This window comes from Mycolicibacterium holsaticum DSM 44478 = JCM 12374, from assembly GCF_019645835.1.
GTDB lineage: Bacteria > Actinomycetota > Actinomycetes > Mycobacteriales > Mycobacteriaceae > Mycobacterium > Mycobacterium holsaticum.
In genome coordinates this window covers 5,106,260-5,132,866 of sequence record NZ_CP080998.1, presented here as the reverse complement: position 1 = coordinate 5,132,866, position 26,607 = coordinate 5,106,260, and the positions used below count along the sequence as shown (strand labels likewise).

Genomic DNA, 26,607 nt, shown 5'->3' with positions numbered 1-26,607 from the left:
CCATGAAGATCACCGACGTTCCGTTCGCAGTACTGCGTTTCCAGTACCAACTCGCCCGGTTCCCGCTGCAGGTCATCGAGGACCAGGTGGTCGCAAAGATGGATTCCGAGGCCCCGGCCCGGCTGTTCTACGAGCGTTCGCTCGGCAAGCTCGACGTCACCGTCGGCAGCGTGCTCGACGCCCCCGAGGTGGAGCAGCGGGGCACGGCGCTGATCGAGCGCAGCGACGCGCTGCGCCGCGCGGTCCAGCTGGAGGAGACCGCCACTCAGCGGGTCAAGCAGGCCAACACCGAGCTCGAGGAAACCCGCGAGCAGGCGACCGAGGCCAAATCGCAGGCGCGTGCCGACAAGGACCGGCAGATCAAGCAGGCGCAGACCGACGCCCAGCGGCGTAACCGCGCGGCCGTCGAGAACGCAGAGCAGCGGATCTCGAGCGGCAGCAAGCGCGCCGACGACGCCGCGGCACAGCGGAAGAAGTCCGCCGAGTCGGCCAAGAACCAGGAACGCGCCGAGATCACCAAGGCCGAGCAGCGGGTCACCGCGGCAGCCACCGCCAAGCTCGACGATTCGACGGACAAGCGCATCGCCGCGGCCAACAAGCGCGCTCAGGCCGACCAAATGGAGCAGCTCGCCGACGCGGAGAAGCGCAAGCGCCAAGCCGACGGTGAGTCCTCCGGCTGACCGGGTGATCACATGCCGAGCAGCGACTCGATCCAGCCGCGGGCAAAGTAGACCAGAAATCCTGCTGTCACGATCCACAGCAGCGGGCTGATCTCGCGGGCTTTGCCTGCGGCTGAACGCATTACGACCCAGGCGATGAAACCGACACCGATGCCGTTTGCGATCGAGTAGGAGAACGGCATCGTGACCACGGTGAGCACCACCGGCAGCGCCACCGAGAATTCGGAGAGGTCGACGTGGCGCAGGTGCGACGCCATCATCACGCCGACGACGACCAGTGCCGCGGCGGCGACCTCGGTCGGCACCACGGACGCCAGCGGCGAGATGAACATCGCGGCGAGGAACAGCGCCCCGGTCACCAGGTTGGCCAGGCCGGTCCTGGCGCCTTCGCCGATGCCCGCACCGGATTCGGCGAACACGGTGTTCGACGACGCGGACGCGGCGCCGCCGACGACTGCGCCCGCACCCTCGACGATCAGCGCCGCGCGCAGCCTGGGGAAGACGCCGTTCTCGTCGGCCAGCCCGGCCTCGCGGGACAACCCGGTGAAGGTGCCCATCGCGTCGAAGAAGTTCGCGAACACCAGCGTGAACACGAACATGATCGCAGCGATCGCCCCAATGCGGCTGAAACTGTCCAGGCTGACGGCGCCGACCAGGGACAGGTCGGGCACGGCGAACGGCGAACCCGACAGCGTCGGCGCCGACAACGACCATCCGCCCGGATGATCAGCCGCCACGCCCAGGTGCCAGATCGCCTCGATGACCACGGCGGCCACGGTGCCTGCGGTGAGCCCGATGAGGATGGCGCCGGGCACCCGCCGCACGACCAGCGCCCCGGTCAACAACAGCGTCGACACGAACACGACCGTGGGCACGGTGCCGATCGACCCGCTGCCGTCGCCGCCGAGTCCGACCGGCGGGGAAGCGGCCCCGGTGGAGCCGACGAAGCCGGCGTCGACCAACCCGATGAACAGGATGAACAACCCGATACCCGCGGTGATGGCTACCTTGAGCGGCATCGGCACCGCGTCGAACACCAGCCTGCGCAGCCCGGTCGCGGCCAGCACGACGATGATGACGCCGTTGATGACGACAAGGCCCATGGCTTCGGCCCAGGTCAGCGAGCCGACCAGGGTGGTTGCGACGAACGAGTTGATCCCCAGCCCGGCGGCGAACCCGAACGGTAACCGCGCGACCACGCCGAACAGGATGGTCATCACGCCCGCGGCCAGCGCCGTCACCGCCGAGACCTGGGCGAATTGCAGGCTGTTGCCCGCGACATCGTCGGTGCCGCCGAGGATGATCGGGTTCAGCACGATGATGTAGGCCATCGCGATGAACGTGACCAGGCCGCCGCGTAGCTCGCTGGCCACCGTCGACCCCCGCGCCGAAATCTCGAAGAAGCGGTCGAGACGGTTCATCGGTCGAGCCTATGACGGGCACCGGCGCGCACCCGCCGGTCGTCGGGGTCGGGTCGGCGCTCGATGAACCCCTTGGTACGCACTGGATGCCAGCATGGCCGCGGGTGACCTCGACCGGCTGCTGCACCTGGGCCGTTCACCCGAATGGGCGCCCGGTGCTCAACGCGGATCGACCAGGTCGCGCAACCTGTCCGCGGGGTAGACCGACGCACCGGCCGCCCGCGCCCGTTCGGCCAGCGTGCGATCCGAGGTGGCGACGACGACGTCGGCCGGGCGCTCATCGGCCAGCACCAACCGCACGATCTCGTCGTCGGCGGAATTGGCCGCGGCCTGCGGCGCGTGGGTGACGGTGATGACGGACGACGCGATTGGCGGCGACGGCGGGCGTTCGAACACCACGGTGACGTGGTCGACTTCGGGTGCCCAGCGTTCGAGATGACCGACGAGGGCGGTCATCGCCCCGGCGCGGTCACGCCACCAGCCATCGGGGCGCGACCCGATGACGTTCATGCCGTCAACGATCCAGCGCATGCTCCCGTTTGGCCGGCGTGTGGGGCCAGCCGAGCAGGTATCCCAGCCAGCGAATATCAAGTAGCACGGTAATAGACCTCTTCCGCTATGCGGTCTTCTTGGTCAGCAACGGCAGCAGGCGGCGGCGTTCGTCGATGCCTGCTGCGAATTGATGAAGGGCGTCGGGCACCGAGGCCGCGACCGGGAACCCGGCTGCGACGCCACCGAGTGCGTTTTCCACCGCGGGACTGGTCACCAAAGACCACTCCACCTCGGCGTGGTAGCAGCTGTCGTCAACCGCGTACAGCAGCGAAACGCAGTGCGGCGTAAAGGAAGTCACACCGCTCAGGTCGAGAACGAAGGCCTTCTCGGCGAGCACGAATCGCCGGGCGAATGCGTTCACCCGCTCGATGTTGGTGTCGTCGATGACACCGTCGACGGTCACCACTGTGGCCAGTTGACGACAAACGGCGTGAATCTGGGCCCCAGCGCAGTCGAATGTCGGATTTCCGTACATCACTGCCTCCTCTCGAGGTCCTCAACTTGAAGTCCAAGGTAGGCGGCCAATTTAAGGCAACCGGGAGCTGTGGCTAATACTTTGGTAAGAAGCCATTTTCGCTCGGGCTGGCAAATCGTCAGTCGCGGTGCAGCCACTGCGGACCCGAGTAGTTCTCCCACGGGTTGTAATCGGCGAGCAACGGTTCCTGCGGTGGCCGCTGCTTTTCCGGCACATGCTGCAGGTTGATCCGGATTCGGTACCAGATCGAACTGGGTCCCCGCATACCGTCGACGAGAACATCTGCGGGCTGGAGCTTTTCGGCTACTGACGGGTAACGTTGGCGCCACTGGTCAAGCGCCGCCATCGCCTCGTCCTTGGTTTTGGTTCTCGCGATCTCGATGAGCGGCTTGGCGGACACCCGCCGGCCGCCCTGGGATGTCGCACCCTTCTTGGCCCCGCGGGGTGCCTTCTCGGCAGGCCCCAGCCGGTCGGCGAGATCCAAGAGCGCGTCCAGCGAACCGGCCGAGTCGTCCATTCCCTCCCACGGGTCGCCGTAAACCTCGAACCGCTTCGGCACCGTCTCGATGGTGAACGCCTCGGGACGGCAGTCGGGCACCTCGTCCCAGCGCAGCGGTGTGGACACCCGCGCGTCGGGCGTCGCGCGTACCGAGTACGCCGAGGCGACCGTGCGGTCGAACGCGTTCTGGTTGAAGTCGACGAACACGCCCTGGCGTTCCTCTTTCCACCAGCGGGCGGTGGCGAGTTCGGGCGCCCGCCGTTCGACCTCGCGGGCGACCGCCTGCGCGGCGAGGCGGACGAGCTTGAACGGCCAGCGCCGCTGGATGCGGGCGTAGATGTGGAAGCCGCGCGAACCCGAGGTCTTGGGCCACACCGTCAGCCCGTGGTCCTCGAGCACCTCACGAGCGACCAGCGCGACGTCGACGATCTGGTCCCACGTCACCCCGGGCATCGGGTCCAGGTCGACCCGCAATTCGTCGGGGTGGGCGAGGTCGTCGGCGCGCACCGGGTGCGGGTTGAAGTCGACGCAGCCGAGATTGACCGCCCACACCAGCCCGGCGGAGTCGGAGATGACGGCTTCTGCCGCCGAGGTCCCCGATGCGTACTTCAACTCCGCCACGTCGACGAAATCGGGCCGGTTCGCGGGCGCGCGCTTCTGGAAGACCGCCTCCTCGGTGATGCCCTTGACGAACCGCTTGAGGATCATCGGCCGGCCCGCCACCGCGCGCAGCGCGCCGTCGGCGACCGCGAGGTAGTAGTGGATCAGATCGATCTTGGTGACGCCGATATCGGGAAAGATCACCTTGTCCGGATTGGTGATGCGCACCTGCCGGCCGTCCACCTCGAGCGCGAGCGGACCGGCCATGTCGCCATGGTAGTTCCGCACAGCATTCCGGCCGCCGTGCGACGCAAGTCACATATTGTGGCGGTATGCCCAAGCTGACAGATGTCCCGCTGCAGGCCGTCGCGAAAGCACAGCAGCTTCTCGAACGCGGCTCGGCTGAAATGCACTACTTCGGCAAGATGTTCGGAGCCGGCGCGTTCAAGATCGAACCGCCGCAGAACATCGCCGCGATGGTTGCCGACATCCGGCGCTGGGGGGAGTTCGGGATGATCCCGGCCCTGAACGCCCGGCGCACTCCGGACCGCGCGGCGGTGATCGACGACGACGGCGAGTTCACCTTCGCCGAACTCGACCACGCGGCGCACGCCGTGGCCAACGGTCTGCTGACGATGGGTGTCAAGGGCGGTGACGGGGTGGCCATCCTGGCGCGCAACCACCGCTGGTTCCTCATCGCGCTCTACGGCGCCGCCCGTGTCGGTGCTCGCATCATCATGCTCAACAGCGAGTTCTCCGGCCCGCAGGTCAAGGAGGTCTCCGAGCGCGAGGGCGCCAAGCTGATCATCTACGACGACGAGTACAGCGATGCGGTCGCCAAAGCCGAACCGCCCCTTGGCAAGTTGCGTGCGCTGGGTAAGAACCCGGACAAGGAGCAGCCGTCGGGCAGCACCGACGAGACACTCGCCGACGTCATCGCCCGCAGCACCGGGCGACCCGCCCCCAAGGCGACGAAGCACTCGTCGGTCATCATCTTGACCAGCGGCACCACCGGAACGCCCAAGGGCGCCAACAGAAGCACACCGCCGACGCTGGCGCCGATCGGCGGGGTGCTTTCGCACGTGCCGTTCAAGGCCAACGAGGTGACCTCGCTGCCCGCGCCGATGTTCCACGCGCTGGGGTTCCTGCACGCCACCATCGCGATGATGCTCGGCACCACGCTGGTGCTGCGCCGCCGGTTCAAGCCGGCCACCGTGCTCGAGGACATCGAAAAGCACAAGGTGACCGGAATCGTGGTGGTGCCCGTCATGTTGTCGCGCATGCTCGACACGTTCGAGGGCATGGAGAACAAGCCGGACCTGTCGTCCCTGCGCATCGTGTTCGTGTCGGGCTCGCAGCTCGGCGCCGAACTGGCCACTCGCGCGCTCAAGGACCTCGGCCCGGTCGTCTACAACCTCTACGGGTCCACCGAGATCGCGTTCGCGACGATCGCGCGACCGCAGGATCTGGAGAAGAACCCGGCCACCGTCGGGCCCGTGGTCAAGGGGGTCAAGGTCAAGATCCTCGACGACAACGGCAACGAGCTGCCGCAGGGCGAGGTGGGCCGCATCTTCGTCGGCAACTTCTTCCCGTTCGAGGGCTACACCGGCGGCGGGCACAAGCAGATCGTCGACGGGCTGATGTCCTCAGGCGACGTCGGCTATTTCGACGAGGACGGCCTGCTGTACGTCAGCGGCCGCGACGACGAGATGATCGTTTCCGGCGGCGAGAACGTGTTCCCCGCCGAAGTCGAGGACCTCATCAGCGGCCACCCCGACGTCGTGGAGGCCACCGCGCTCGGCGTCGAGGACAAGGAGTGGGGGCACCGGTTGCGGGCCTTCGTGGTCAAGACCGACGGCGCGTCGATCGGCGAGGACGACATCAAGCACTACGTCCGCGACCACCTGGCCCGCTACAAAGTGCCGCGCGAGGTGGTCTTCCTCGACGAGCTGCCACGCAACCCGACGGGCAAGATCCTCAAGCGCGAACTGCGCGAGATGGACCTCGGCGGAGCCGACGAGAAATCCTGAGGTCAGAAGGCGGCGTCACGACGCCATCATCGCCGCGCCGGGCACCGACAGGCACACCAGCATCAACAGCAGCAGGAACCAGCCGGCGCCCTGCCACGCCACCCAGCCGCTGTCTTCGGCCTTCCACAGGTGATAGGTCCGGACGAACGCGCCGATACCGCCCACGAGCAGGATCGCGGGCACAGTGGAGGCCCCGATGACCGAATCTCGGTCGATGAACGCGTAGAGGGCGAACGCGCCAGCCGCGATCGCGATCACCACCGCCCCGTAGGTGACGGCCGCGCGGAACGCACCGGGGCGGTCGAACCGCTTCTCAACGTCGTCGGTCATAGTCCAAGGGTTTCCGTGGCCGCGATTGCTAAACGATCGTCACGGGCCGTTGATGTACCAGGACAGGCAGCCCGGAAAGCCGCGGCAGGCGATCACCGCGGCCTGGTCGGGCATGCCGCCGCGCACCTTCGGTGGGCGCGGGCCGAAGTTGCACGACGTCACCCACGGATTACCGGGGGCGATGCCGTTGTAGCAGGGCGCGGCCTGGTATTGCGGCGACGGCGGGTCGATCAGCGCCAAGGGCGCCACGAGAACCCCCACCGCGGCCGCGGGGGCCGCCAACCAAACCTTGAGGATGCTCATCACCCCAGGTTACGCGGGTATGCAACCGATTTCCGGGCGGTTAGGGATCCCGCGGCAGCCCGAGCAGCCGCTCGGCGATGATGTTGAGCTGCACCTCGGTGGTGCCACCGTAGATCGTGGTGGCCCTGCTGCCGAGCAGGTATTCGATCCACCTGCCCTGGATTTCGCCCGGTTCGGCGATCGCGCCGTCGGTACCGAAGGATCCCACCGCGAACTCCGCGTAGCCCTGACCGGTCTTCATCGACAGCAGCTTGGAGATGGCCGCGGCCGGCATCGGGTCGCCGCCGGCGAGGGTCAGCAGCGTCGAGCGCATGTTGAGCACCTTGGCCGCATGGCCTTCGGCGATCAGGTGACCGGCGTGGTTCTGTTCGATCTGGTCGAACTGCCCGTCCCGGACGAACTCCACGAACCCGTTGAGGGTCGCGAGGAACGGCGGCTCGCTGCTGCCGATCGACACCCGCTCCGCCGTCAGCGTGTTGCGGCTGACCTCCCAGCCACGGTTCACCTCGCCGAGCACCATCTCGTCGGGAACGAACACGTCGTCGATGAACACGGTGTTGAACATCGCGTTACCGGTCAGCTCCCGCAGCGGTTTGACGTCGACGCCTTCGCTGGTCATGTCGAGCAGGAAGTAGGTGATGCCATTATGTTTGGGCGCGCTTGGGTCGGTACGGGCCAGCAGCGCGCCCCACTGCGAGTACTGCGCCCCGGTGGTCCAGATCTTCTGTCCGCTGATCCGCCAGCCGCCGTCGACCTTGGTGGCCTTGGTGGTCAGGCTGGCCAGGTCAGAGCCGGCGCCGGGCTCGGAAAACAGCTGGCACCAAATCATCTCGCCGCGGAACGTCGGCGGCAGGAACCGCTGCTTCTGCTCGTCGGTGCCGAACGCGACGATCGACGGGATGATCCAGGCCGCGATCCCCATGGCCGGGCGCTTGACCCGGCCGGTCTCGAACTCCTGGGCGATGATGATCTGCTCGACGGGTCCAGCCGAGCGGCCCCACGGCTTGGGCAGGTGCGGCTGCACCCAGCCGCCCTCCGCGATCGCGGTGTTGCGCTCGTCGCTCGGAATCGATTTGAGCCCAGCGACTTCCGCGCGGATCTCGTCGCGCAGCTTCTCGGTGTCCGGGTCGAGGTCGATGTTGAGTTGGCGCATCCCGGTGCTGGTCGCAACGTCGACCACCTGCTGCGGGTAGTCCGCGAGGCGGCCGAAGGACGCCGCCAGCACCAGCGCGCGCCGGTAGTACACGTTGGTGTCGTGTTCCCAGGTGAAGCCGATGCCGCCGTGCACCTGAATGCAGTCCTGCGCGCAGTGCTGAGCGGCCACCGGGGCCAGCGTCGCCGCGACCGCCGCGGCGAACTCGAAAGCGCTTTCCTGCGCGCCGTTTTCGCCGCCTTCGCGGGCTTCGTCGATCGCGCGCGCGGCATCCCACACCGCGGCGGTGGCCCGCTCGGTCTCGGCGATCATGTTCGCGCACTTGTGCTTTACAGCCTGGAACTGCCCGATCGGGCGGCCGAACTGCTCGCGAATCTTGGCGTACTCCGACGCGGTGTCGGTGGCCCAGCGGGACACCCCGATGCATTCGGCCGACAACAGCGTCGAGATCAACGCGCGGGCCAGCGTCGGACTCAGGTTGTGCAACACCCGGTCATCGCCGACCTCTACCGCGTTGGCGCGCACATGGGCCACCGGCCGCAGCGGGTCGACGCTCTTGACGGGTTCGATCTCGAGTTGGTCGGCGTCGAGCACCACCCATTTGGAGCCGCTGGTCCCTTCCTCCAGCCCGGCGACGGGCAGCACCAGCACCGACGCCTGCGCGGCGCCCGGCACGGCGCGCACCTCGCCGCGGATGACGAGGCTGGCCGAATCCGCTTCGCCCTGCCGGGTGGCGGTCAGCCCGGAGTCGATGGCGTACGCGGCGATGGCGTTGCCGGATGCCAGGTCGTTGAGCAGCTTCGCGTCGGGGTCGTGCGCGGAGATCAGCGCGCTGGCGATCGCCGAGGGCACGAACGGCCCCGGCACCGCGCCGTAGCCGAACTCGGCCAGGACGATGGCCAACTCGAGGATGCCGAACCCTTGTCCACCGACGGATTCTGCCAGGTGCACGCCCTGCAGACCCTGCTCGGCGGCCGACTTCCAGTACGGCGGCGGGTTGGGGATGGGCGTCTCGAGCGCCTCGTGCAGCACCTCCGACGGCGCCACCCGTTCCACCAGGGACCGCACCGAATCGGCGAGGTCGTTGTGCTCAGTGCTGATTGCGATCGGCATGGTTGCCTTCCCTCGTGTCTTCTGACCCCAAACTAACCGGTCGGTTGGGACCGAGGCTACCTTGGCGCCGTCGGTCCCGAGCAGGCGTGGCACGCAATGCGACCACCACCGCGGCGGAGAGCAGCATCACCGCGCCGACCGCCCACATTCCGGCCCGTTCGCTTCCGGTGAGGTCGACCAGAGCGCCGGTGATGTACGGCGCAGCGAAGCCGCCGAGGTTGCCGACGGAGTTGATCAACGCGATCGCACCGGCAGCCGCCACCCCGGTCAAGAACCGCGACGGCAGCGCCCAGAAACTGGGGATCGCGCAGAACACGCCGAGCGCGACGACCGTGACCGCGATCATCACCAGGACCGGACCGTCCAGATACAGCGCGACCGGGATGGTCAGCCCGCCGACGAGCATCGGGATCCCGACATGCCATACGTGTTCAGCGGTGCGGTCGGCGTGCCGCGACCACAGGTACATCCCGACCGCCGCGCAGGTGTACGGGATCGCGGTGATCATGCCGACCTGCAGGATCGACAGCGTCAGCCCGAAGCTCTCCTGGAACCCGGAGATGATCGACGGCAGGAAGAACGCCAGCGCGTACAGGCCGTAGGCGATCCCGAAATACACCACCGCCAGTGCCCAGATCCGCGGGCTGCCCAACGCGCGTCGCAGCGGAAAATCGAAGTGCTCGCTGACCTGACGTTCCTCGTCGGCCAACACCTCGACGAGCCAGCGACGTTCCTCGTCGGTGAGCCACTGTGCATCCGAGGGCCGGTCGGTCAGGTAGAACCAGCACACCACTCCGAGCACGATCGCCGGGATGCCGCAGCAGATCATCATGAACTGCCAGCCGGACCCGAACAGCCCGTCGCCGACGTGTATCAACCATGCCGCCAGCGGTGTGCCGACGGCGGCGGCGATGGGGGTGGCGAGCATGAACATCGCGACGATGCGGGCCCGGTATGCGCTGGGAAACCAGCGGCTCAGGTAGAAGATCACGCCGGGGAACAGGCCGGCCTCGGCGACCCCGAGCAGGAAGCGCAACACCAGCAGGGTTCCGGCGTTGGGTGCGAACCCGATGGCCACCACCACGATTCCCCACGACACCGCGATGCGAGCCAACCAGCGTCGCGCACCGAACCGGTGCAGGGCCAGATTCGACGGCACCTCCACCAGGACGTAGCCGATGAAGAAGATGCCCGCGGCGAAACCGAACATGGTCGTCGAGAGCTGCAGGTCCTCGCTGATGCTGGCCTTGGCGATGCCGAGGTTGGTGCGGTCCAGGTAGTTGACGAAGTACAGCGCCATCAGGAACGGCACCAGGCGCACGATGACCTTGCGCACGGTGCGCGCCTGCAGCGGCGGGGCGTTAATGGGTCTGTCCGTCGACAGTGTTGACGACGTGCAGCAGCGGTTGGCCCTCGTGCAGCCGACGGCAGTTGTCCACCGCGTGGGTCAGGTAGCGGCGCATCGTGTCAACGGTGTACCAGGTGACGTGCGGGGTGAGCACCACATTGGACAGGCTCAGCAGCGGATTGTCCGGTGCGACCGGTTCGGTGGCGAACACATCCAGCCCGGCCGCGGCCAGCCGGCCGGCCCGCAGCGCTTCGGTCAACGCGATCTCGTCGACGATCGCGCCGCGTGAGGTGTTCACCAGCACCGCTTCGGGTTTCATCCGGGCCAGTGCCGTCGCGTCGAGCAGGCCCAGCGACCGGTCGGTCAGCGGCAGGTGCAGCGAGACGATGTCGCTGGCCGCCAGCAGGTCGGGCAGCGGGCGCCAACCGGGATGCCCGTCGTCTCGGGTGCTGGTGTGCAGCACCGCCGACGGCGGGGTGCCCATCGCGACGACGATCCGTTCGACCCTCTTGGCGATGTTGCCGTAACCGACGAGCCCGACCGTGCAGCCGCCGATGTCGCGTACCGTCTCCCCGAGGCTGGGATCGGCGGGCCAGCCCCGGCCTTCGCGGGTGGCGCGGTCCAGTTCGAGCAGCCGACGCAGCGCGGCCAGCATCAGCAGCACGGCGCCTTCGGCCACCGATGCCGCGTTGGCGCCCGGCATGTTGGCGACCGCGACACCCAGCCGGGTCGCGGTGTCCACGTCGACCGTGTTGACCCCGGCGCCCAGCTTGTTCACCAGCCGTAGCCGCCTGGCCTTCTGTAGGTCCGCACCGGAGATCGGCCGCAGCACATGCCAGATGACGTCGGCGTCGGGCAGTTCCCGATAGAAGGTGTCGTCGTCATCCTCTTCGCAGTAGCGGATGTCGAGCCAATCGGTGTAGGGGGCAAGGAATTCGGTGACCTTCTCGCCTGGGGAGAAGTGCGCGAGAACGCTTAATGCCATCGTTTCGCGATCCACGTGGCGATCAGATCGGCCTTCTCGCTGCGGGCTCCGGGCGTGGTGAAGTAGTGGTCGGTGTCCACCGAGCACTGCGTCTTGTCGGTGCTGGCCAGCGCGTCATAGATGCGTTTGGCGTCCGACGGGTACACCCCGGTGTCCTGTTCGGCGTTGATCACCAGTGCGGGGCAGTCGATTCGGGCAAGGTGCGGTTCGGCGCGCGTCTGCGCGTTTCGAAGGCTCCACATGCCGATCCAGTTGCGCAGCGTGCATGCCGAGGCGATGCCGTGTGCCGAGCGGTTGGCCTTCACCGGGACGCCGGCGTAGCACATGTTGGCCGGCCGTTTGGTCGGTTCCAGGCTCGGGTCCACCATGCGCGGGTCGGCCCAGGTACGCATCACCGTGAACGGGCGGTCCGAGTAGCCGGCGGCGCGCACGCGCTTGAGTTCGGTCTCGGCCCAGTCGGTGATCGCGTGGTTGCGGGCGATCTGCGCGGTGCGGTAGCGCTGCACGAACTCCGGTGAGTACGGTGGGCCGTTGTCCTCGCAGAACAGGTCGAGGTCGGGGTCGGTTGCCACGGCGTCGTTTTCGTCGATCACTGCACCGTCCATCCATGCGGTGAGCACGTCGGGCCTGCCGAGGTGCGCGGCGCTGGCGATGTAGCCGTCGGCGGGCGGCAACTCGGTGAGCCCGGCCGCGGGCCGCATTCCGGGTAGCGGCGTCACGTGCGGGTCGACCGCCTGGGCCTGGTAGGCCGCCATCAGCGATCCGCCGCCTGAGTTGCCAAGCAGCACAATGGTTTCCACGCCTGCCACGTCGCGCAGCCAGCGCACCCCGACACCGATGTCGACCAGCGCGTGGTCGAGTAGGAAGCTGCTCTCGAAGCCCCGGTAGCGGGTGTTCCAGCCTAGGAACCCGATGCCGCGGGTGGCCAAATAGTCGGCGAGATAGTGTTCGGAGAAATCGATCTGGTAGTGCGTGGCGATCATCGCGACCTTGGGTTTGCGCCCCATTCCGCGGTGGTACAGCCCCTGGCAGGGGTGGCCGCCGGCGCCGGCTCGCCGCGCGGTCGACGAGTCGAGTCCGACGAACTCACGGGTGACGCCGGGCGCGCCGGCGCTCACCGGTGTTCTGGTCATGTGGGCCCCCTGTAATAGATCGTCCGGTGAAAGATGTTGGCCAGCGCGGTGATGCATGCCTCGTCGTCCGGATTTTTCCCGTCGCCGCGCCCGACGGGGTTCTCACCGCCGCCCGACAACTGTGTGTAGCAGAACTGGTTGAGCATCGACACCAGCGCCACCGCGGTCAGGTGCGGATCGTCGTCGGTGCAAAAGCCTTGCCGCTGAGCGTGCTTGATCATCTTGGTGATCAACGCGATGGGTAGTGCGCAGATGTCCGTCCAGTACTGCGCGAAATCGTCGTTGACCATCGCCAGCTGCGACACGCTGATCATCTCGGCCAGCCGGTGGCGATAGGTGGTCCAGTGCGCAGTGGCCACCTGATAGGACCGTTCCCAGTCGGTAAGCCCGGGTTCCGCCGCGGACCGGGACCGCTTCCTGGCTTCGTCGCGGAACCGCACGGCCCACTCACGGACCATCGCTTCCTTGGAGTCGTAGTAGTTGTAGAACGACGCCGTCGAACGGCCCGCTTCGGCGGCGATGTCCGAAACCGTCGTGGCCAGAATGCCTTTGCGTGCGATCACCGCACGGGCCGCGGCGTCGATGGCGGCTTTGGTCTGCCTGCCGCGCACGGTCGGCAGCGGCATGCGCGGCGTGACGGTCATTCCGGCGGACTCCTTCACGGGCCGTTGCTCGAAACTGAACCTGATGTTAGATTCAGTTTGCGTTCTTGGCCAGAGGTTCGCCCGAGGAGGCGTGGCATGATCAAGCCCGACAATCCCAACTCCGAGTTCGAACTCGGCGGCATCAACCACGTGGCGTTGGTCTGCTCGGATATGGAAAAGACCGTCGACTTCTACAGCAACGTGCTCGGCATGCCGCTGATCAAATCGCTCGACCTGCCGGGCGGTATGGGCCAGCACTTCTTCTTCGACGCCGGCAACGGCGACTGCGTGGCGTTCTTCTGGTTCGCCGATGCCCCGGACCGGGTCGCGGGCATTTCGTCGCCTGCGGCCATCCCCGGCATCGGTGACATCGTCAGCGCCGTCAGCACCATGAACCACCTGGCGTTTCACGTGCCTGCCGAGAAGTTCGACGAGTACCGGCAGAAGCTCAAGGACAAGGGTGTGCGCGTCGGACCGGTGCTCAACCATGACGAGAGCGAGACGCAGGCATCACCTACCGTGCACCCCGGTGTCTACGTGCGCTCGTTCTACTTTCACGACCCCGACGGCATTACTCTTGAGTTTGCTTGCTGGACCAAGGAATTCACCGAACAGGACACCGTCACCGTGCCGAAGACCGCGGCCGACCGCCGCCCCCGCGTCACCGCCTGACGCGCCGAAAGGGACAACCGGGCGAGAAAGTGCGAGTAGATCGCGCCAAGACGTCGAGCTCGGCGCCCAAGAACCCCAACAGAACTACATCTGCGCGAGCACTTCGAGGGCGGTGGCCAGCTGTTCGACGAGTTGGTCGGGTTCGAGGTCGACGTCACCGGACAGCCAGGCGCTGATGGTCTGACCCACCCCGCCGACCGCGAAGTGCGCGCTGGCCTTGATGCGTTCGTCGCCCCCGGCGCCCATCGCGCCCGCGTGCTGAAACAGCAGGGCGGCGAACAACGCCGTCGACTCCGCGCGTTTGCGCACGATCACGGTGTTCGACAACTCGACGCTGAACAGGAGCCTGCCCACCCGCGCGTCCGCGGCGATGCTGTGCACGACGTTGGCCATCCCGGCGCGCGCCTGTTCCTCCGGTGGTGCCGACGCGACGGCGGCCTGCGTGGTGGAGGCGATATCGGCGACGACGCTGTCGAACACCGCGCCGACGAAATCGTCCTTGTCGGTGAAGCTCTCGTAGAAGTAACGCACCCCCAACCCGGCCTGTGCACAGACGGCGCGCACGGTCAGCTCGGCCGGGTCCTGGGCGCCGGCGCCCAGCAGGTCCAGGCCGGCGTCGAGCAAGCGGCGCCGGCGCTGCGCGAGGCGCTCGGCGGCGTCGACGCCGCGGTACGGCCGGACCTGTGCCATGCCCTACATCTTGACACCCGTCAGGCCACTGGGGCAATATCAGGAAACATAGGTTCTCACATTTGCCGATAGGGGTGACGATGACGGTCAGCGAGCCGATTGCGCATGTCGACCGGGCGGTCAGCGATCCGCCCAAGCCGGCACCCGTCGCCAAGCGTGGCCGAGGAGCGGGTTTCGACGACGGCCTGATGGGTGTCGCGCTGCTGGCCGGGGCCGCCAACGTGATCATGCAGTTAGCCCGCCCGGGCGTCGGCTACGGCGTGATGGAGAGCCGCGTCGAGAGCGGCCGGGTGGACCGGCACCCGATCAAACGCGCACGCACCACCTTCACCTATCTGGCGGTGGCCACGATGGGCAGCGACCAACAGAAGGCCGCGTTCCGCCGCGCGGTGAACCGTGCGCACGCGCAGGTGTACTCACTCGACGACAGCCCGGTGAAGTACAACGCCTTCGACAAGGACCTGCAGTTGTGGGTGGGCGCCTGCCTGTACAAGGGCGGCGTGGACGTCTACCGGCTGTTCGTCGGTGAGATGGACGAGGAAACCGCCGAGCGGCACTACGAAGAAGGCATCCCGCTGGGCACGACGTTGCAGGTCCCCGAGGACATGTGGCCGAAGGACCGCGCGGCCTTCGACAAGTACTGGCAGGAGTCGCTGGAGAAGGTGCACATCGACGACGCCGTGCGCGAGTACCTGTGGCCGATCGCCGCGGGCCGCCTCCGCGGGGTCAAGCTGCCCGCTCCGGTCCAGCGCCGGATGGACGACTTCAACCTGTTGATCACCGGCGGGTTCCTGCCGCAGCGGTTCCGCGACGAGATGAAGCTGGACTGGGACGCCGACAAGCAGCGCCGGTTCGACAGGGTGATCGCGGTCCTGCGCACCATCAACAACCTGCTGCCCCCGTTCCTTCGGCAGTTCCCGTTCAACGTATTGCTCAAGGATCTGGACTGGCGGATCCGCACCGGCCGGCCGCTGGTGTAGGCCGCCGGGCGCGCTGTCGTATTCGCGGCGTATAACCGCAAGTGTGCGCACTGACGACGACAGCTGGGACATCACGACGAGCGTCGGTTCGACCGCACTGTTCGTCGCCGCGGCGCGAGCACTCGAGGCGCAGAAGGCCGACCCGGTCGCCGTCGACCCGTTTGCCGCGGTGTTCTGCCGCGCGGTGGGCGGCCAGTGGGCCGATCTGCTCGACGGGAACGCACCCGACCATGCGCTGAAATCCGAGTTCGGCGCCGACTTCGTGAACTTCCAGGGCGTTCGGACCAAATACTTCGACACCTATTTCCGCGCGGCGGCCGAGGCCGGGGTACGTCAGGTGGTGCTGCTTGCCGCCGGCCTGGATTCTCGTGCCTATCGGCTGGACTGGCCCGACGGCACGGTGTGTTTCGAACTGGACCAGCCGGCGGTGCTCGCGTTCAAGCGTGAGGTGCTGAGCGGCTACACCCCCACCGCCGAGCGCCGCGAGGTCGCGGTCGACCTGCGCGAAGACTGGCCCCAGGCCCTGCGCGACAACGGGTTCGACGCGTCGGCGCCATCGGCCTGGATCGCCGAGGGTCTGCTCATCTATCTGCCCGCCGCCGCCCAGCACCAGTTGTTCACCGGTATCGACAGGCTCGCGGCGGCAGGCAGCCACGTCGCCGTCGAGGAAGCCCCGCCGATGGACGCCGATGCGTTCGAGGCCAAGCGCGAAGAGGAGCGGGCGGCCGGCGAGGAGGGCACCTTCTTCACGCTGGTCTACAACGAACAGCACGAACCCGCCGCCGAGTGGTTCGGCGCCCGCGGCTGGCGCGCTCAGCCCACCCCGCTGACGGAACTTCTGCGGGAGAGCGGCAGGCCGGTGCCCGCGCCCGACTCCGAGGCGGGCCTCATGACGACCACCATCACGCTGGTCAACGCGGTAAAACACTGAGCTGAACGCCCGCAGCGGCCCGACCGTGCGTCTCGACAAGTTAGCTTATGCAATGCTAACTTCAGCCAAAGTTTGCTTAGCCAAATCGAGGGAGACGACGGGGCATGCCCCTTTCGACGGGAATTGCCGCTGCGGCCCGGGTCGACCGCGATGTCGTCAGCCGGTTCGCCACGTGTTGTCGTGACCTGGGGCTGTCGGTGCATGACCGGCGACGGCCGACCGACCTCGCCGCCGCGCGCTCGGGATTCACCGAACTCACCCGCATCGCCCGTGACCAATGCGATGCCTGGACGGGGCTGGCGGCTGCCGGGGACACCAGCGTCGGCGTCATCGCGGCCGTGTGGCAGACCGTCGCGACCGCGGGAGTACTGCAGCGGGAAATCGAGCTCGGCGACGGCGACCTGGCGTTCACCTATGACACCGGCCTGTACCTGCAATTTCACGCCTCCACCCCCGACGACTTCCAGCTGGCCTACGCCGTCGCGTGCGGTGACGCGGGCGACTTCGCCGCGGCGGACGAACTCGTCGACCCGCTCATCGCCAGGCGGCCCGGCTGGCAACAGGCCCGCTGGGTACGCGTCGCGATGTACTACCGCACCGAACGGTGGTCAGACGTGGTTCGGCTGCTCAGCCCGATCGTCAACGACTCGACGTTGGACGAGACGTATGCCCATGCCGTGCGCATTGCGCTGGGCACCTCCCTGGCGCGGTTGGGCATGTTCGCCCCCGCACTGTCGTATCTGGACGACCCGGTCGGTCCCATCGACGTCGCGACGGTGGACGGCACCCTGGTCAAGGCCCTGTCGCTGCGCGCGCAGGGTGAGGACCTCGACGCGGCCGACGTGCTCGCCGAGCTTTACGCCGCCAACCCGGAGAACGAACAGGTCGAGCTGGCACTGTCGGACACCTCCTACGGCATCGTGCCGACGACCGCAGCGCGCATCGAGGCGCGCACCGATCCGTGGGATCCGCAGACCGAACCCGACGAGAGCGACTTCATCGACCCCGGCGCCAAGGAGCGCAAGGCGCACCTGTTGATCGAGGCCGAGGCCGAGCTCGCCGAGTTCATCGGCCTCGAAGAGGTCAAATACCAGGTGGCCCGGCTCAAGAGTTCGGTCGCCATGGCGATCCGCCGCCAGGAGCGTGGGCTGGCTGTCGCCAACCGCGCCAACCACCTGGTGTTCGCCGGGCCGCCCGGCACCGGTAAGACGACGATCGCGCGCGTCGTCGCCAAAATCTATTGCGGCCTAGGCATTCTCAGAAAAGAAACCGTGCGTGAGGTCCACCGCGCCGACCTGATCGGTCAGCACATCGGTGAGACCGAGGCCAAGACCAACGCCATCATCGACAACGCGCTGGACGGTGTGCTGTTCCTCGACGAGGCGTACGCGCTGGTGTCGACCGGTGCCAAGAACGACTTCGGGCTGGTGGCCATCGACACCTTGCTGGCCCGCATGGAGAACGACCGGGAGCGGCTGGTCGTGATCATCGCCGGCTACCGCAAGGACCTCGACGCGTTCCTCGACACCAACGAGGGGCTGCGCTCCCGGTTCACCCGCAGCATCGACTTCCCGTCGTACACACCGCATGAGCTCGTCGAGATCGCCACCCGGATGGCCGAGAAGCGGGACAGCCTCTTCGAGCCCGCCGCGCTGGCGCACATGGAGACGCTGTTCGGCCAACTCGCCGAGGGCACCACGCCCGACTCCAACGGGGTAGCGCGGCGCAACCTCGACATCGCGGGCAACGGCCGCTTCGTGCGCAACCTGGTCGAGCGCTCCGAGGAGGAGCGCGAATACCGGCTCGACCATTCCGACGCCACCGAGTTCACCGATGACGAGTTGATGACGATCACCGACGAGGACGTGACCAGATCGGCCGTTCCGTTGCTGCGTGGACTCGGCTTGACGGTGCCCGGATGAGCGCCGCCGACAACCAGAACGAATACCCCGCCCGCGGAGACCGCCGGGGTTTCAGCTCGCGCACACCGACCAACCACAACCCCGACCACGTCGGCTACCGGCGCGGCTTCGTCACCCGGCACCAGGTATCGGGATGGCGATTCATCATGCGCCGCATCGCATCCGGGGTCGCCCTGCACGACACCCGCATGCTCGTCGATCCGCTGCGCACCCAGTCGCGTTCGGTGCTCGTCGGGGCACTCGTGCTGGTCACCGGGCTGGCAGGCTGCTTCGTCTTCTCGCTCATCAGGCCGGCGGGAGAGCCGGGTAACGACGCGATCCTGGCCGACCGCACCACATCGGCGCTCTACGTCCGCCTCGGCGACAAGCTGCACCCGGTGCTGAACCTGACCTCCGCCCGGCTCATCGCGGGCCGCCCCGACAACCCCACGATGGTGAAGAGCGACGAACTCGACCAGTTCGCGCGCGGCAACCTCGTCGGTATCCCCGGCGCTCCGGAACGCATGGTGCAGAACACAACTCGAGACGCGGACTGGACCGTCTGCGACGGTGTCTCGGGTCCGGCGACCGGCGTGACGATGATCGCGGGCGCGCTGACCGACGGCGGCGAACGGGCCGGCCCGCTGCCCGACGACAAGGCCGTCCTGGTCACCAACGCGAACGGACCGAAGGCCGGCACCTGGCTGTTGTGGGGCGGCAGACGCAGCCCGATCGATCTGAACGACCGCGCGGTGACCGGCGCGCTCGGGTTCGGCGTCGAAACGACCGATGCCCGCCCCATCGCAGCCGGCCTGTTCAACGCCGTACCCGAGGGTCCCGCGCTGAGCGCGCCCGCCATCCCCGCTGCCGGTGAACCGCCACGCTTCGCGCTCCCGGTGGCCGCGCCCGTCGGGGCCGTCGTGACGTCGTTCGACGCGGACAACACGCTGCGCCACTACGTGGTGCTCAGCGAAGGGCTGCAACCCGTTTCGCCGGTCGTCGCGGCGGTGCTGCGCAACACCGACTCGTTCGGGCTCGATCAGCCGCCGCGTCTCGGCGCCGACGACATCGCCCGCCTCCCGGTGGCCCGCCTCATCGACGATTCGGCTTATCCGCGCCAGCAGGTGACGCTGGTCGACGCCGGATCGGCACCGCTGACGTGTGCCCAGTGGGTCAGGCCCGCCGACGCCACCAGCGGCAGGCTCGAAATGCGTTCCGGCGTAACGCTTCCGGTTTCTGAAGAGCTGCGCAGCGTGCCCCTGGTGGGTGCCGGATCCGGCGGCACCGCCGACCGTGTCGTGATCACGCCGGGCCGCGGCTACCTGGTGGAAAGCGCAGGGGCGTACTTCTGGCTGGCGGACACCGGTGTGCGGTACGGCCTCGACACAGACGGCGACCAGGAAACCCTCGCGGCGCTCGGGCTCAACCCGCCGCCGCTGCCGATACCGTGGTCGATGCTGAGCCAGTTCGCACCGGGCCCGACGCTGTCGGCTGCCGACGCGCTGCTGGCCCACGACGGGCTCGCCGCCGACCCCCGACCCGCCGTCGTGAGGGAGACCCCGTGAGCGAAGCTTGCGCGCGAACCATGGCCACCGAATGCGCCGAACGAACCTGCGAGGACCGCGCGTGAGCCGGCTCATCTTCGAAACGCGCCGCCGGATCCCGCCGCCGACGACGCGCCAGGGCACCATCACCATCGAACCACCGCCAGAACTGCCGCGGTTGGTGCCGCCGTCCCTGCTGCGCCGGGTGCTGCCGTACCTGATCGTCATCCTCATCGTCGGGATGATCGTGGCGTTGGTGGCCACCGGCATGCGGCTGATCTCCCCGACGACGCTGTTCTTCCCGTTCGTCCTGCTCCTGGCCGCGACCGCGCTCTACCGCGGCACCGACAACAAGATGCGCACCGAGGAGGTCGACGCGGAGCGGGCCGACTACCTGCGTTACCTGTCGGTGGTGCGCGACAACGTCCGCGCCCACGCCGCCGAACAGCGTGCGGCACTGGAGTGGTCGCATCCGGACCCCGCCCTGCTCGGCGACATCCCCGGCACCAGGCGGCAGTGGGAACGCGACCCCGGCGACGCCGACTTCCTGGTGGTACGCACGGGCTTACACGATGCGCCGCTGAACGCCATGCTGCGGGTGAAGGACACCGCCAACGAGATCGACCTGGAACCGGTGTCGCACAGCGCGTTGCGCGGCCTGCTCGACGTGCAGCGCACCGTGCGCGCGGTGCCCTCAGGCATCGACCTGGCCAAGGTGGCGCGGTTGACCGTGCTCGGCGAACCCGACGAGGTGCGGGCAGCGGTGCGCGCGTGGATCACCCAGGCCGTCACGTGGCACGACCCCGCGGTGCTCGGCGTAGCCGTGTTGTCACCGCGCATCGAAGAAGACGACTGGTCGTGGTTGAAGTGGTTGCCGCACACCGATATTCCTGGAGTTGCCGACGGCGCGGGCCCGGCGCGGTACCTCAGCAGTGACGCCGCCGAGATGCGGTCGATGCTCGCTGCGGCGCTCGATGACCGCGCACCGTTCGGCGCGGCCACCGAGTCCGGTGGCAAGCACCTGCTGATCGTCGTCGACGATCCCGACGTCGACCCCACCACCCTGGTACCCCGCAGCGGCCTGTCGGCGGTGACCGTCGTGCACCGCTCCGAAGAGCCGCCGCACCGCGAACAGTACGTCGACCCGGAGCGCCCGGTCCTGCACGTCGTCGCCGGGCGGCTCGAGCGTTGGCGCAGCGGCGGGTGGCAACCCTACGTCGACGCCGCCGACCGCATCGATGCCGCGACCGCGCGCCACGTCGCGCGGCGGCTGTCGCGATGGGACTCCAACCCCAACCACGCGCGCACGAGCAACGCCGGGGTGGCGACGTTCTCCACCCTGCTCGGCATTCCCGACGCCGCGGCGCTGGACGTGGCCAGCCTGTGGGCGCCGCGGCCGCGGGCAGAAGAGCTTCGGGTACCCATCGGTGTCACGGCGACCGGCGACCCGCTGATGTTCGACCTCAAGGACGAGGCCGAAGGCGGCATGGGGCCGCACGGCCTGATGATCGGCATGACCGGGTCGGGCAAATCGCAGACGCTGATGTCGATCCTGTTGGCGTTGTTGAGCACACACTCGGCCGACCGGCTGATCGTCATCTACGCCGACTTCAAGGGTGAGGCCGGCGCTGACATCTTCCGCGACTTCCCTCAGGTCGTCGCGGTCATCTCGAACATGGCCGAGAAGCGTTCGCTGGCAGACCGGTTCGCCGACACCCTGCGCGGCGAGGTGGCGCGGCGCGAACAGCTGCTGATGGAGGCCGGCCGCCGGGTGCAGGGCGCCGCGTTCAGCTCGGTGCTCGAATACGAAGCCGCGATCGCCGCGGGCTACGACCTGCCCCCGCTGCCGACGCTGTTGGTGGTCGCCGACGAGTTCTCGCTGATGCTGGCCGACCATCCCGAATACGCCGACCTCTTCGACTACGTGGCGCGCAAGGGCCGGTCGTTCCGTATCCACATCCTGTTCGCGTCGCAGACGCTGGATGTGGGGCGGATCAAGGACATCGACAAGAACACGTCGTACCGGATCGGGCTGAAGGTCGCCAGCCCCGCCGTCAGCCGTCAGATCATCGGCGTCGAAGACGCCTTCCACATCGAGGCCGGCCCCGAGCACAAGGGCGAGGGCTTCCTGGTCCCGACCCCCGGTGCGATGCCGGTCAAGTTCCGCAGCACGTACGTGGACGGCATCTATGATCCGCCGCGGGTCGAGAAGTCCGTTGTGGTGCAGTCGGTCCCGACACCGCAGCTGTTCACCGCGGAACACGTTGAGGCTCCCGCCGACACCGTGACGATCGTCGAACCCGCCGCGCACGAGGACCGCCCGCCGCGCAAACTCATCGCCACCATCGGCGATCAGCTCGCGCACTACGGCCCGAAGGCGCCGCGGCTGTGGTTGCCGCCGCTGGACGAGCCCATCTCGCTCGACGGTCTGCTGGCGCGCGCCGATGTACCCGAAGGCCAATGGCGTTGGCCGCTCGGCGAAATCGACCGGCCGTTCGCGATGCGTCGTGACCCGCTCGTCTTCGACGCGACGTCGGCGGCGGCCAACGTGCTGATCCACGGCGGCCCGAAGTCGGGCAAGACGACCGCGCTGCAGACCTTCATCCTGTCGGCGGCCGCGCTGCACACCCCGCGCGAGGTCACGTTCTACTGCCTGGACTACGGCGGCGGCCAACTGCGTGCGCTGGAGGACCTCGCCCACGTCGGCAGCGTCGCCTCGCCCCTGGAGCCCGAGCGGGTCCGGCGCACGTTCGGTGAGCTCGAACAGCTGTTGCGGTCCCGGCAGGCGCGCGGGCACAACGGCTCGGGTGAGCGCAGAGCCGAAAATGGAGAGGTCTACCCCCACGTTTTCCTAGCCATCGACAACCTGTACGCGTTCAGTCGGGACAACACCGACATGTTCAACACCCGAAACCCGTTGTTGGCCAAGGTTACCGAGCTGGTGAACACCGGGATGTCATACGGTATCCACGTCGTCGTCACCACACCGAACTGGCTGGAGGTGCCGTTGGCCATGCGCGACGGACTCGGCTTGCGGCTGGAACTCAAGCTGTCCGACCCGCGTGACAGCAACGTGCGCATCACCGGCGCGCTGCGCCGCCCCGCCGAGGCGGTGCCCGCCGATCAGCCGGGTCGCGGCCTGACGATGGCCGCCGAGCACTTCCTGTTCGCCCAACCGGATCTGGCCGACATCCCGGTGATCAACACCCGCTACCCCGGCGTCACCGCGCCCCCGGTTCGCCTGCTGCCGCACAACCTGGCGCCCGCGACGGTCGCGCCGCTGTATCCGGCGCCCGAGCGAGTGGTCATCGGCCAACGCGAGCAGGATCTGGCAGCGGTGGCGGTGGACTTCGCCCGCAACCCGTTGTTGATGGTGTTCGGGGACAGCAAGTCGGGCAAGACGACACTGCTGCGCCACCTCATCCGGACGATCCGCGAACACTCCACCTCCGATCAGGTGGCGTTCACGGTGATCGACCGGCGCCTGCATCTGGTGGACGAACCGCTGTTCGCCGACAACGAGTACACCCCGAACATCGACCGGGTGACCCCGGCCATGCTCGGCCTGGCCGGCCTGCTCGAAAAGCGGCGTCCGCCCGCGGGTTTGACGCCGCAGCGGCTCGCCGACTGGAGCTACCAGTCAGGAGAGCATGGCCACACCCACTATCTGATCATCGACGACGTCGACCAGATTCCCGACGCTCCGGCGGTCAGCGGCCCCTATGTGGGACAGCGGCCGTGGACAGCGCTGCTCGGCTTGCTCTCCCAGGCCAGCGAACTCGGGCTGCGCGTCATCGTCACCGCGCGCGCCACCGGTTCGGCGCACGCCCTGATGACCGCCCCGCTGCTGCGCCGGCTCAACGAACTGCAGGCCGACATCCTCATGCTGTCCGGCAACCCGCAGGACAGCGGAAAGATCAGGGGACACCGCTTCCGCCGCCTGCCCACCGGGCGGGCCATGCTGCTCGACGACGGCGACGACGCCACCTTCGTGCAACTCGTCAACCCCCTGGCAGACGCAGTTGCCGGAGGATCCGAGAGACAGCCAAGAGATATTGGAAGGGAGTTGAACTGATGACTCTGCGTGTAGTGCCCGAAGGCCTGACCGCGGCCAGCGCTGCCGTCGAAGGGCTGACCGCCCGGCTGGCCGCCGCCCACGCGGCAGCCGCACCTCTGGTCACCACCGTGGTACCGCCCGCCGCCGACGCGGTCTCGCTGCAGACCGCAGCCGGCTTCAGTGCCCATGGCGTGCAGCACAATACGATGGCTGCCCAAGGTGTCGAAGAGCTCGGAAGAGCCGGTGTCGGCGTCGGAGAATCGGCGGCAAGCTATGCCGCCGGTGATGCGATGGCCGCTTCGTCGTATCTGGTGTCGGGTAGCTGACCATGACCGCCCCCATCTGGATGGCGCTTCCTCCGGAGGTGCATTCGGCGATGCTGAGCAGCGGCCCAGGGCCGGGTTCGCTGCTGGCGGCCGCGGGGGCGTGGCAGGCGCTGGCTACCGAATACTCCACCGCCGCCGCGGAATTGACCGGTCTGCTCGGCGCGGTGCAGAGCGGTGCGTGGGAGGGTCCGAGCGCCGAGCAGTACGTCGCGGCCCACGCGCCGTATCTGGCCTGGCTGGCGCAGGCAAGCGCCAACAGCGCGGCGAGCGCCGCTCAGCACGAGGCGGCGGCGGCCGCGTACTCCACAGCCTTGGCGATGATGCCCACCCTCGCCGAGCTGGCGTTGAACCGCACCACCCAAGCGACGCTGATCGCCACCAACTTCCTTGGCATCAACACCATTCCGATCGCCGTCAACGAAGCCAACTACGTGCGGATGTGGATCCAGGCCGCGACGACGATGAGCACGTACCAGGCGGTGTCGGGTGCCGCGGTGGCCGCCAGCCCGACCACCCCGCCCGCCCCGTTCGTGCTCACCCCCGGCGTGGGGGAGGCCGGAGCGGCGGCGGCGACGACGCAGCAGTCGTTCGCGCAGGCGACCGCGGCCGATTCGGGTTCGGCGCTGGCGAACTCGGACATCATCGCGCAGCTGTTGCGGTTCGTCGGCCAGATCTACCAGGCCTACGGGCAGTACGTCTATCAGCTGTTCGAGCCCATCATCGAATTCATGGCCGATCCGATCGGTAACACCCAGCAGCTGATCGTCGGGCTGCTGACCAATCCCGGCCCGACGCTGGTCGCCTACGGCCCGTTCCTGATGGCCGTTGCCTACCAGGCTGTCTCGTGGGTCGGCGCTTCGGTCACCTATCCCAACCTGCTGCTGACGACGTGGATGGCCCCGCTGGCGCTGGGCATCGGCGGCTACTTCCTGCACCAGTACCTCAACCCGCCCGTCGCGCCGGTGCCCGAAGCCGCTCCCGCGCCGCAGCAGGCGCCCTCATCGGCACCCGCGCAGCGCGCCGACCCGATGCCGGTGGCCGCCACGGTCGCCCCGACGGTGCCCGCCGCCCCCGCGGCGCCTGCCGCATCGGTGGCCGCCGGCGCCGCACCCGCGGGCGGCGTGGCCGCCGCGGCCGCCGCACCGGTGGTGCCGTACGCCGTGGCGGGTCCCGGCCCCGACGAGGGTTTCACGCCCACCCTGCGCGAGGGCGCCGGAGCCAAGGCACCCGCATCCGATATCGCCGCATCCGCTGCCGCCGCGGCCGCGGCGGCAGCGCTGGCCAAACGCAAGGCGCGGCGGCGCCGCGCGGCCCCGGTGCACGAACGCCAGTACGCCGACGCGTACATGGACTACGAACCCGGCCCGGAGGACACGCCGCCGGAGCCGGTCCGCAAACCGCGGGTGAGCGCATCCGACAAGGGCGCGGGCCCGATGGGTTTCACCGGAGCGGCCACCAAACCGGAAACCGAAGGAGCGGCTGGGCTGACCGAACTGGCCGGCGACCCGTTCGGCGGCGGCCCGACCGAGCCGCTGCTGCCCGGCGACTGGGACACAGAAGGGGGCTCGCGCAACTGAGAAGACCGACCGACCGCCCAGTTACGACAATCCGAAAGGTAAATCCATGAGCCTCTTAGACGCTCACATCCCGCAACTCGTATCGTCGGAGGCGGCGTTTTCCGCCAAGGCCGCGCTGATGCGCAGCACGATCGCGCAGGCCGAGCAGGCTGCCCAGTCGGCGCAGGCCTTCCACATCGGCGAGTCCAGCGCCGCCTTCCAGGCCGCGCACGCCCGGTTCCTCGAGGTCTCCGCGCGGGTCAACTCGCTGCTGGACATCGCGCAGGTCAACCTCGGCGACGCCGCGGGCAGCTACGTCGCTCAGGACGCAGCCAACGCCAGCACCTACACCGGCATCTGAACCACGAACTGACCAGAGGGAGATCCTGATGTCCCAGATCATGTACAACTACCCGGCGATGCTGGCGCACGCGGGTGAGATGGCCGGATACGCCGGTGCGCTGCACGCCGTCGGCACCGACGTCGCCAGCGAGCAGGCAGCGCTGGCCGCGGCATGGCAGGGCGATACCGCCATGACCTACCAGGCTTGGCAGGCGCAGTGGAACGTCGCCATGGAGGAACTGGTCCGGGCGTACCGCGCCATGGCCACCACCCACGAGACCAACACCATGGCGATGAGCGCGCGCGACGCCGCCGAAGGCGCCAAGTGGGGCGGCTGAATTT

At 68.2% G+C, this 26,607-nt stretch carries 24 protein-coding genes; 12 read left to right on the top strand and 12 right to left on the bottom strand.

Features of this window, described 5'->3' with window-relative positions:
* The first annotated feature begins 2 nt into the window (after positions 1-2).
* Complete coding sequence (locus tag K3U96_RS24590; protein WP_220691377.1) at positions 3-680, top strand: IF2 family translation initiation factor; 678 nt, start codon at positions 3-5, stop codon at positions 678-680.
* A gap of 8 nt (positions 681-688) precedes the next feature.
* Here K3U96_RS24590 and K3U96_RS24585 read toward each other — a convergent pair whose 3' ends face one another.
* From K3U96_RS24585 to ligD, 4 genes are all read right to left on the bottom strand, one after another.
* Positions 689-2,101, bottom strand: coding sequence for an NCS2 family permease (locus tag K3U96_RS24585; RefSeq protein ID WP_220691376.1), 1,413 nt, complete (start codon positions 2,099-2,101; stop codon positions 689-691).
* Between the two features lie 159 nt (positions 2,102-2,260).
* Positions 2,261-2,632, bottom strand: a complete 372-nt coding sequence (locus tag K3U96_RS24580) for an NYN domain-containing protein (protein WP_069405996.1) — start codon at positions 2,630-2,632, stop codon at positions 2,261-2,263.
* A gap of 85 nt (positions 2,633-2,717) precedes the next feature.
* On the bottom strand, positions 2,718-3,128 hold the full coding sequence (locus tag K3U96_RS24575) for an STAS domain-containing protein (protein ID WP_069405997.1): 411 nt from the start codon (positions 3,126-3,128) through the stop codon (positions 2,718-2,720).
* Between the two features lie 118 nt (positions 3,129-3,246).
* Positions 3,247-4,494 (bottom strand): non-homologous end-joining DNA ligase, encoded by a 1,248-nt coding sequence (gene ligD / locus K3U96_RS24570; protein ID WP_220691375.1) that lies wholly within the window; start codon positions 4,492-4,494, stop codon positions 3,247-3,249.
* Positions 4,495-4,559: 65 nt separating this feature from the next.
* On the opposite strand from ligD, the gene fadD2 reads away from it, so the two are divergent.
* Positions 4,560-6,257: a long-chain-fatty-acid--CoA ligase FadD2 gene (fadD2, locus tag K3U96_RS24565; protein WP_069405998.1), complete on the top strand. Its 1,698-nt coding sequence runs from the start codon at positions 4,560-4,562 to the stop codon at positions 6,255-6,257.
* A gap of 15 nt (positions 6,258-6,272) precedes the next feature.
* Here fadD2 and K3U96_RS24560 read toward each other — a convergent pair whose 3' ends face one another.
* The 7 genes from K3U96_RS24560 to K3U96_RS24530 form a co-directional block, all read right to left on the bottom strand.
* On the bottom strand, positions 6,273-6,587 hold the full coding sequence (locus K3U96_RS24560) for a hypothetical protein (protein WP_069405999.1): 315 nt from the start codon (positions 6,585-6,587) through the stop codon (positions 6,273-6,275).
* Between the two features lie 39 nt (positions 6,588-6,626).
* Complete coding sequence (locus K3U96_RS24555; RefSeq protein WP_069406000.1) at positions 6,627-6,890, bottom strand: hypothetical protein; 264 nt, start codon at positions 6,888-6,890, stop codon at positions 6,627-6,629.
* Between the two features lie 40 nt (positions 6,891-6,930).
* Positions 6,931-9,156, bottom strand: a complete 2,226-nt coding sequence (locus K3U96_RS24550) for an acyl-CoA dehydrogenase family protein (RefSeq protein ID WP_069406001.1) — start codon at positions 9,154-9,156, stop codon at positions 6,931-6,933.
* On the bottom strand, positions 9,134-10,456 hold the full coding sequence (locus tag K3U96_RS24545) for an MFS transporter (RefSeq protein WP_220693677.1): 1,323 nt from the start codon (positions 10,454-10,456) through the stop codon (positions 9,134-9,136). Before K3U96_RS24545 ends, K3U96_RS24550 begins: the two co-directional genes overlap by 23 nt.
* Before the next feature lie 61 nt (positions 10,457-10,517).
* The gene (locus K3U96_RS24540; RefSeq protein WP_220691374.1) at positions 10,518-11,489 is read right to left on the bottom strand and encodes an NAD(P)-dependent oxidoreductase; all 972 of its coding nucleotides are present in this window, start codon (positions 11,487-11,489) and stop codon (positions 10,518-10,520) included.
* Complete coding sequence (locus tag K3U96_RS24535; RefSeq protein ID WP_220691373.1) at positions 11,480-12,622, bottom strand: alpha/beta hydrolase; 1,143 nt, start codon at positions 12,620-12,622, stop codon at positions 11,480-11,482. Before K3U96_RS24535 ends, K3U96_RS24540 begins: the two co-directional genes overlap by 10 nt.
* Positions 12,619-13,266: a TetR/AcrR family transcriptional regulator gene (locus K3U96_RS24530; RefSeq protein WP_069406004.1), complete on the bottom strand. Its 648-nt coding sequence runs from the start codon at positions 13,264-13,266 to the stop codon at positions 12,619-12,621. The genes K3U96_RS24535 and K3U96_RS24530 overlap by 4 nt, the downstream gene beginning before the upstream one ends.
* A 96-nt stretch (positions 13,267-13,362) precedes the next feature.
* On the opposite strand from K3U96_RS24530, the gene K3U96_RS24525 reads away from it, so the two are divergent.
* Positions 13,363-13,938: a VOC family protein gene (locus K3U96_RS24525; RefSeq protein WP_220691372.1), complete on the top strand. Its 576-nt coding sequence runs from the start codon at positions 13,363-13,365 to the stop codon at positions 13,936-13,938.
* An 84-nt stretch (positions 13,939-14,022) separates the two neighbouring features.
* Here K3U96_RS24525 and K3U96_RS24520 read toward each other — a convergent pair whose 3' ends face one another.
* Positions 14,023-14,628, bottom strand: coding sequence for a TetR/AcrR family transcriptional regulator (locus tag K3U96_RS24520; RefSeq protein ID WP_069406006.1), 606 nt, complete (start codon positions 14,626-14,628; stop codon positions 14,023-14,025).
* 80 nt (positions 14,629-14,708) lie between these two features.
* On the opposite strand from K3U96_RS24520, the gene K3U96_RS24515 reads away from it, so the two are divergent.
* The 9 genes from K3U96_RS24515 to K3U96_RS24475 all read left to right on the top strand — a co-directional run bounded on the left by K3U96_RS24515 (position 14,709) and on the right by K3U96_RS24475 (position 26,603).
* Positions 14,709-15,608, top strand: a complete 900-nt coding sequence (locus tag K3U96_RS24515) for an oxygenase MpaB family protein (protein ID WP_069407217.1) — start codon at positions 14,709-14,711, stop codon at positions 15,606-15,608.
* Positions 15,609-15,651: 43 nt separating this feature from the next.
* Positions 15,652-16,539 carry a class I SAM-dependent methyltransferase gene (locus tag K3U96_RS24510; RefSeq protein ID WP_220691371.1) on the top strand — a complete coding sequence of 296 codons (888 nt, stop codon included), beginning with the start codon at positions 15,652-15,654 and terminating at the stop codon, positions 16,537-16,539.
* Between the two features lie 104 nt (positions 16,540-16,643).
* Positions 16,644-18,461 (top strand): type VII secretion AAA-ATPase EccA, encoded by a 1,818-nt coding sequence (gene eccA / locus K3U96_RS24505; RefSeq protein ID WP_220691370.1) that lies wholly within the window; start codon positions 16,644-16,646, stop codon positions 18,459-18,461.
* Positions 18,458-20,005 (top strand): type VII secretion protein EccB, encoded by a 1,548-nt coding sequence (gene eccB, locus K3U96_RS24500; RefSeq protein ID WP_220691369.1) that lies wholly within the window; start codon positions 18,458-18,460, stop codon positions 20,003-20,005. Before eccA ends, eccB begins: the two co-directional genes overlap by 4 nt.
* Positions 20,006-20,066: 61 nt before the next feature.
* Positions 20,067-24,059, top strand: a complete 3,993-nt coding sequence (gene eccCa / locus K3U96_RS24495; protein ID WP_220691368.1) for a type VII secretion protein EccCa — start codon at positions 20,067-20,069, stop codon at positions 24,057-24,059.
* Positions 24,059-24,367, top strand: coding sequence for a PE family protein (locus K3U96_RS24490; RefSeq protein ID WP_220691367.1), 309 nt, complete (start codon positions 24,059-24,061; stop codon positions 24,365-24,367). Before eccCa ends, K3U96_RS24490 begins: the two co-directional genes overlap by 1 nt.
* Before the next feature lie 2 nt (positions 24,368-24,369).
* Positions 24,370-25,944, top strand: coding sequence for a PPE family protein (locus K3U96_RS24485; protein WP_220691366.1), 1,575 nt, complete (start codon positions 24,370-24,372; stop codon positions 25,942-25,944).
* A 46-nt stretch (positions 25,945-25,990) separates the two neighbouring features.
* Positions 25,991-26,284, top strand: a complete 294-nt coding sequence (locus tag K3U96_RS24480) for a type VII secretion protein EsxS (RefSeq protein WP_069407214.1) — start codon at positions 25,991-25,993, stop codon at positions 26,282-26,284.
* Between the two features lie 28 nt (positions 26,285-26,312).
* Positions 26,313-26,603 (top strand): WXG100 family type VII secretion target, encoded by a 291-nt coding sequence (locus tag K3U96_RS24475; protein WP_220691365.1) that lies wholly within the window; start codon positions 26,313-26,315, stop codon positions 26,601-26,603.
* The last annotated feature ends 4 nt before the right edge of the window (positions 26,604-26,607 follow it).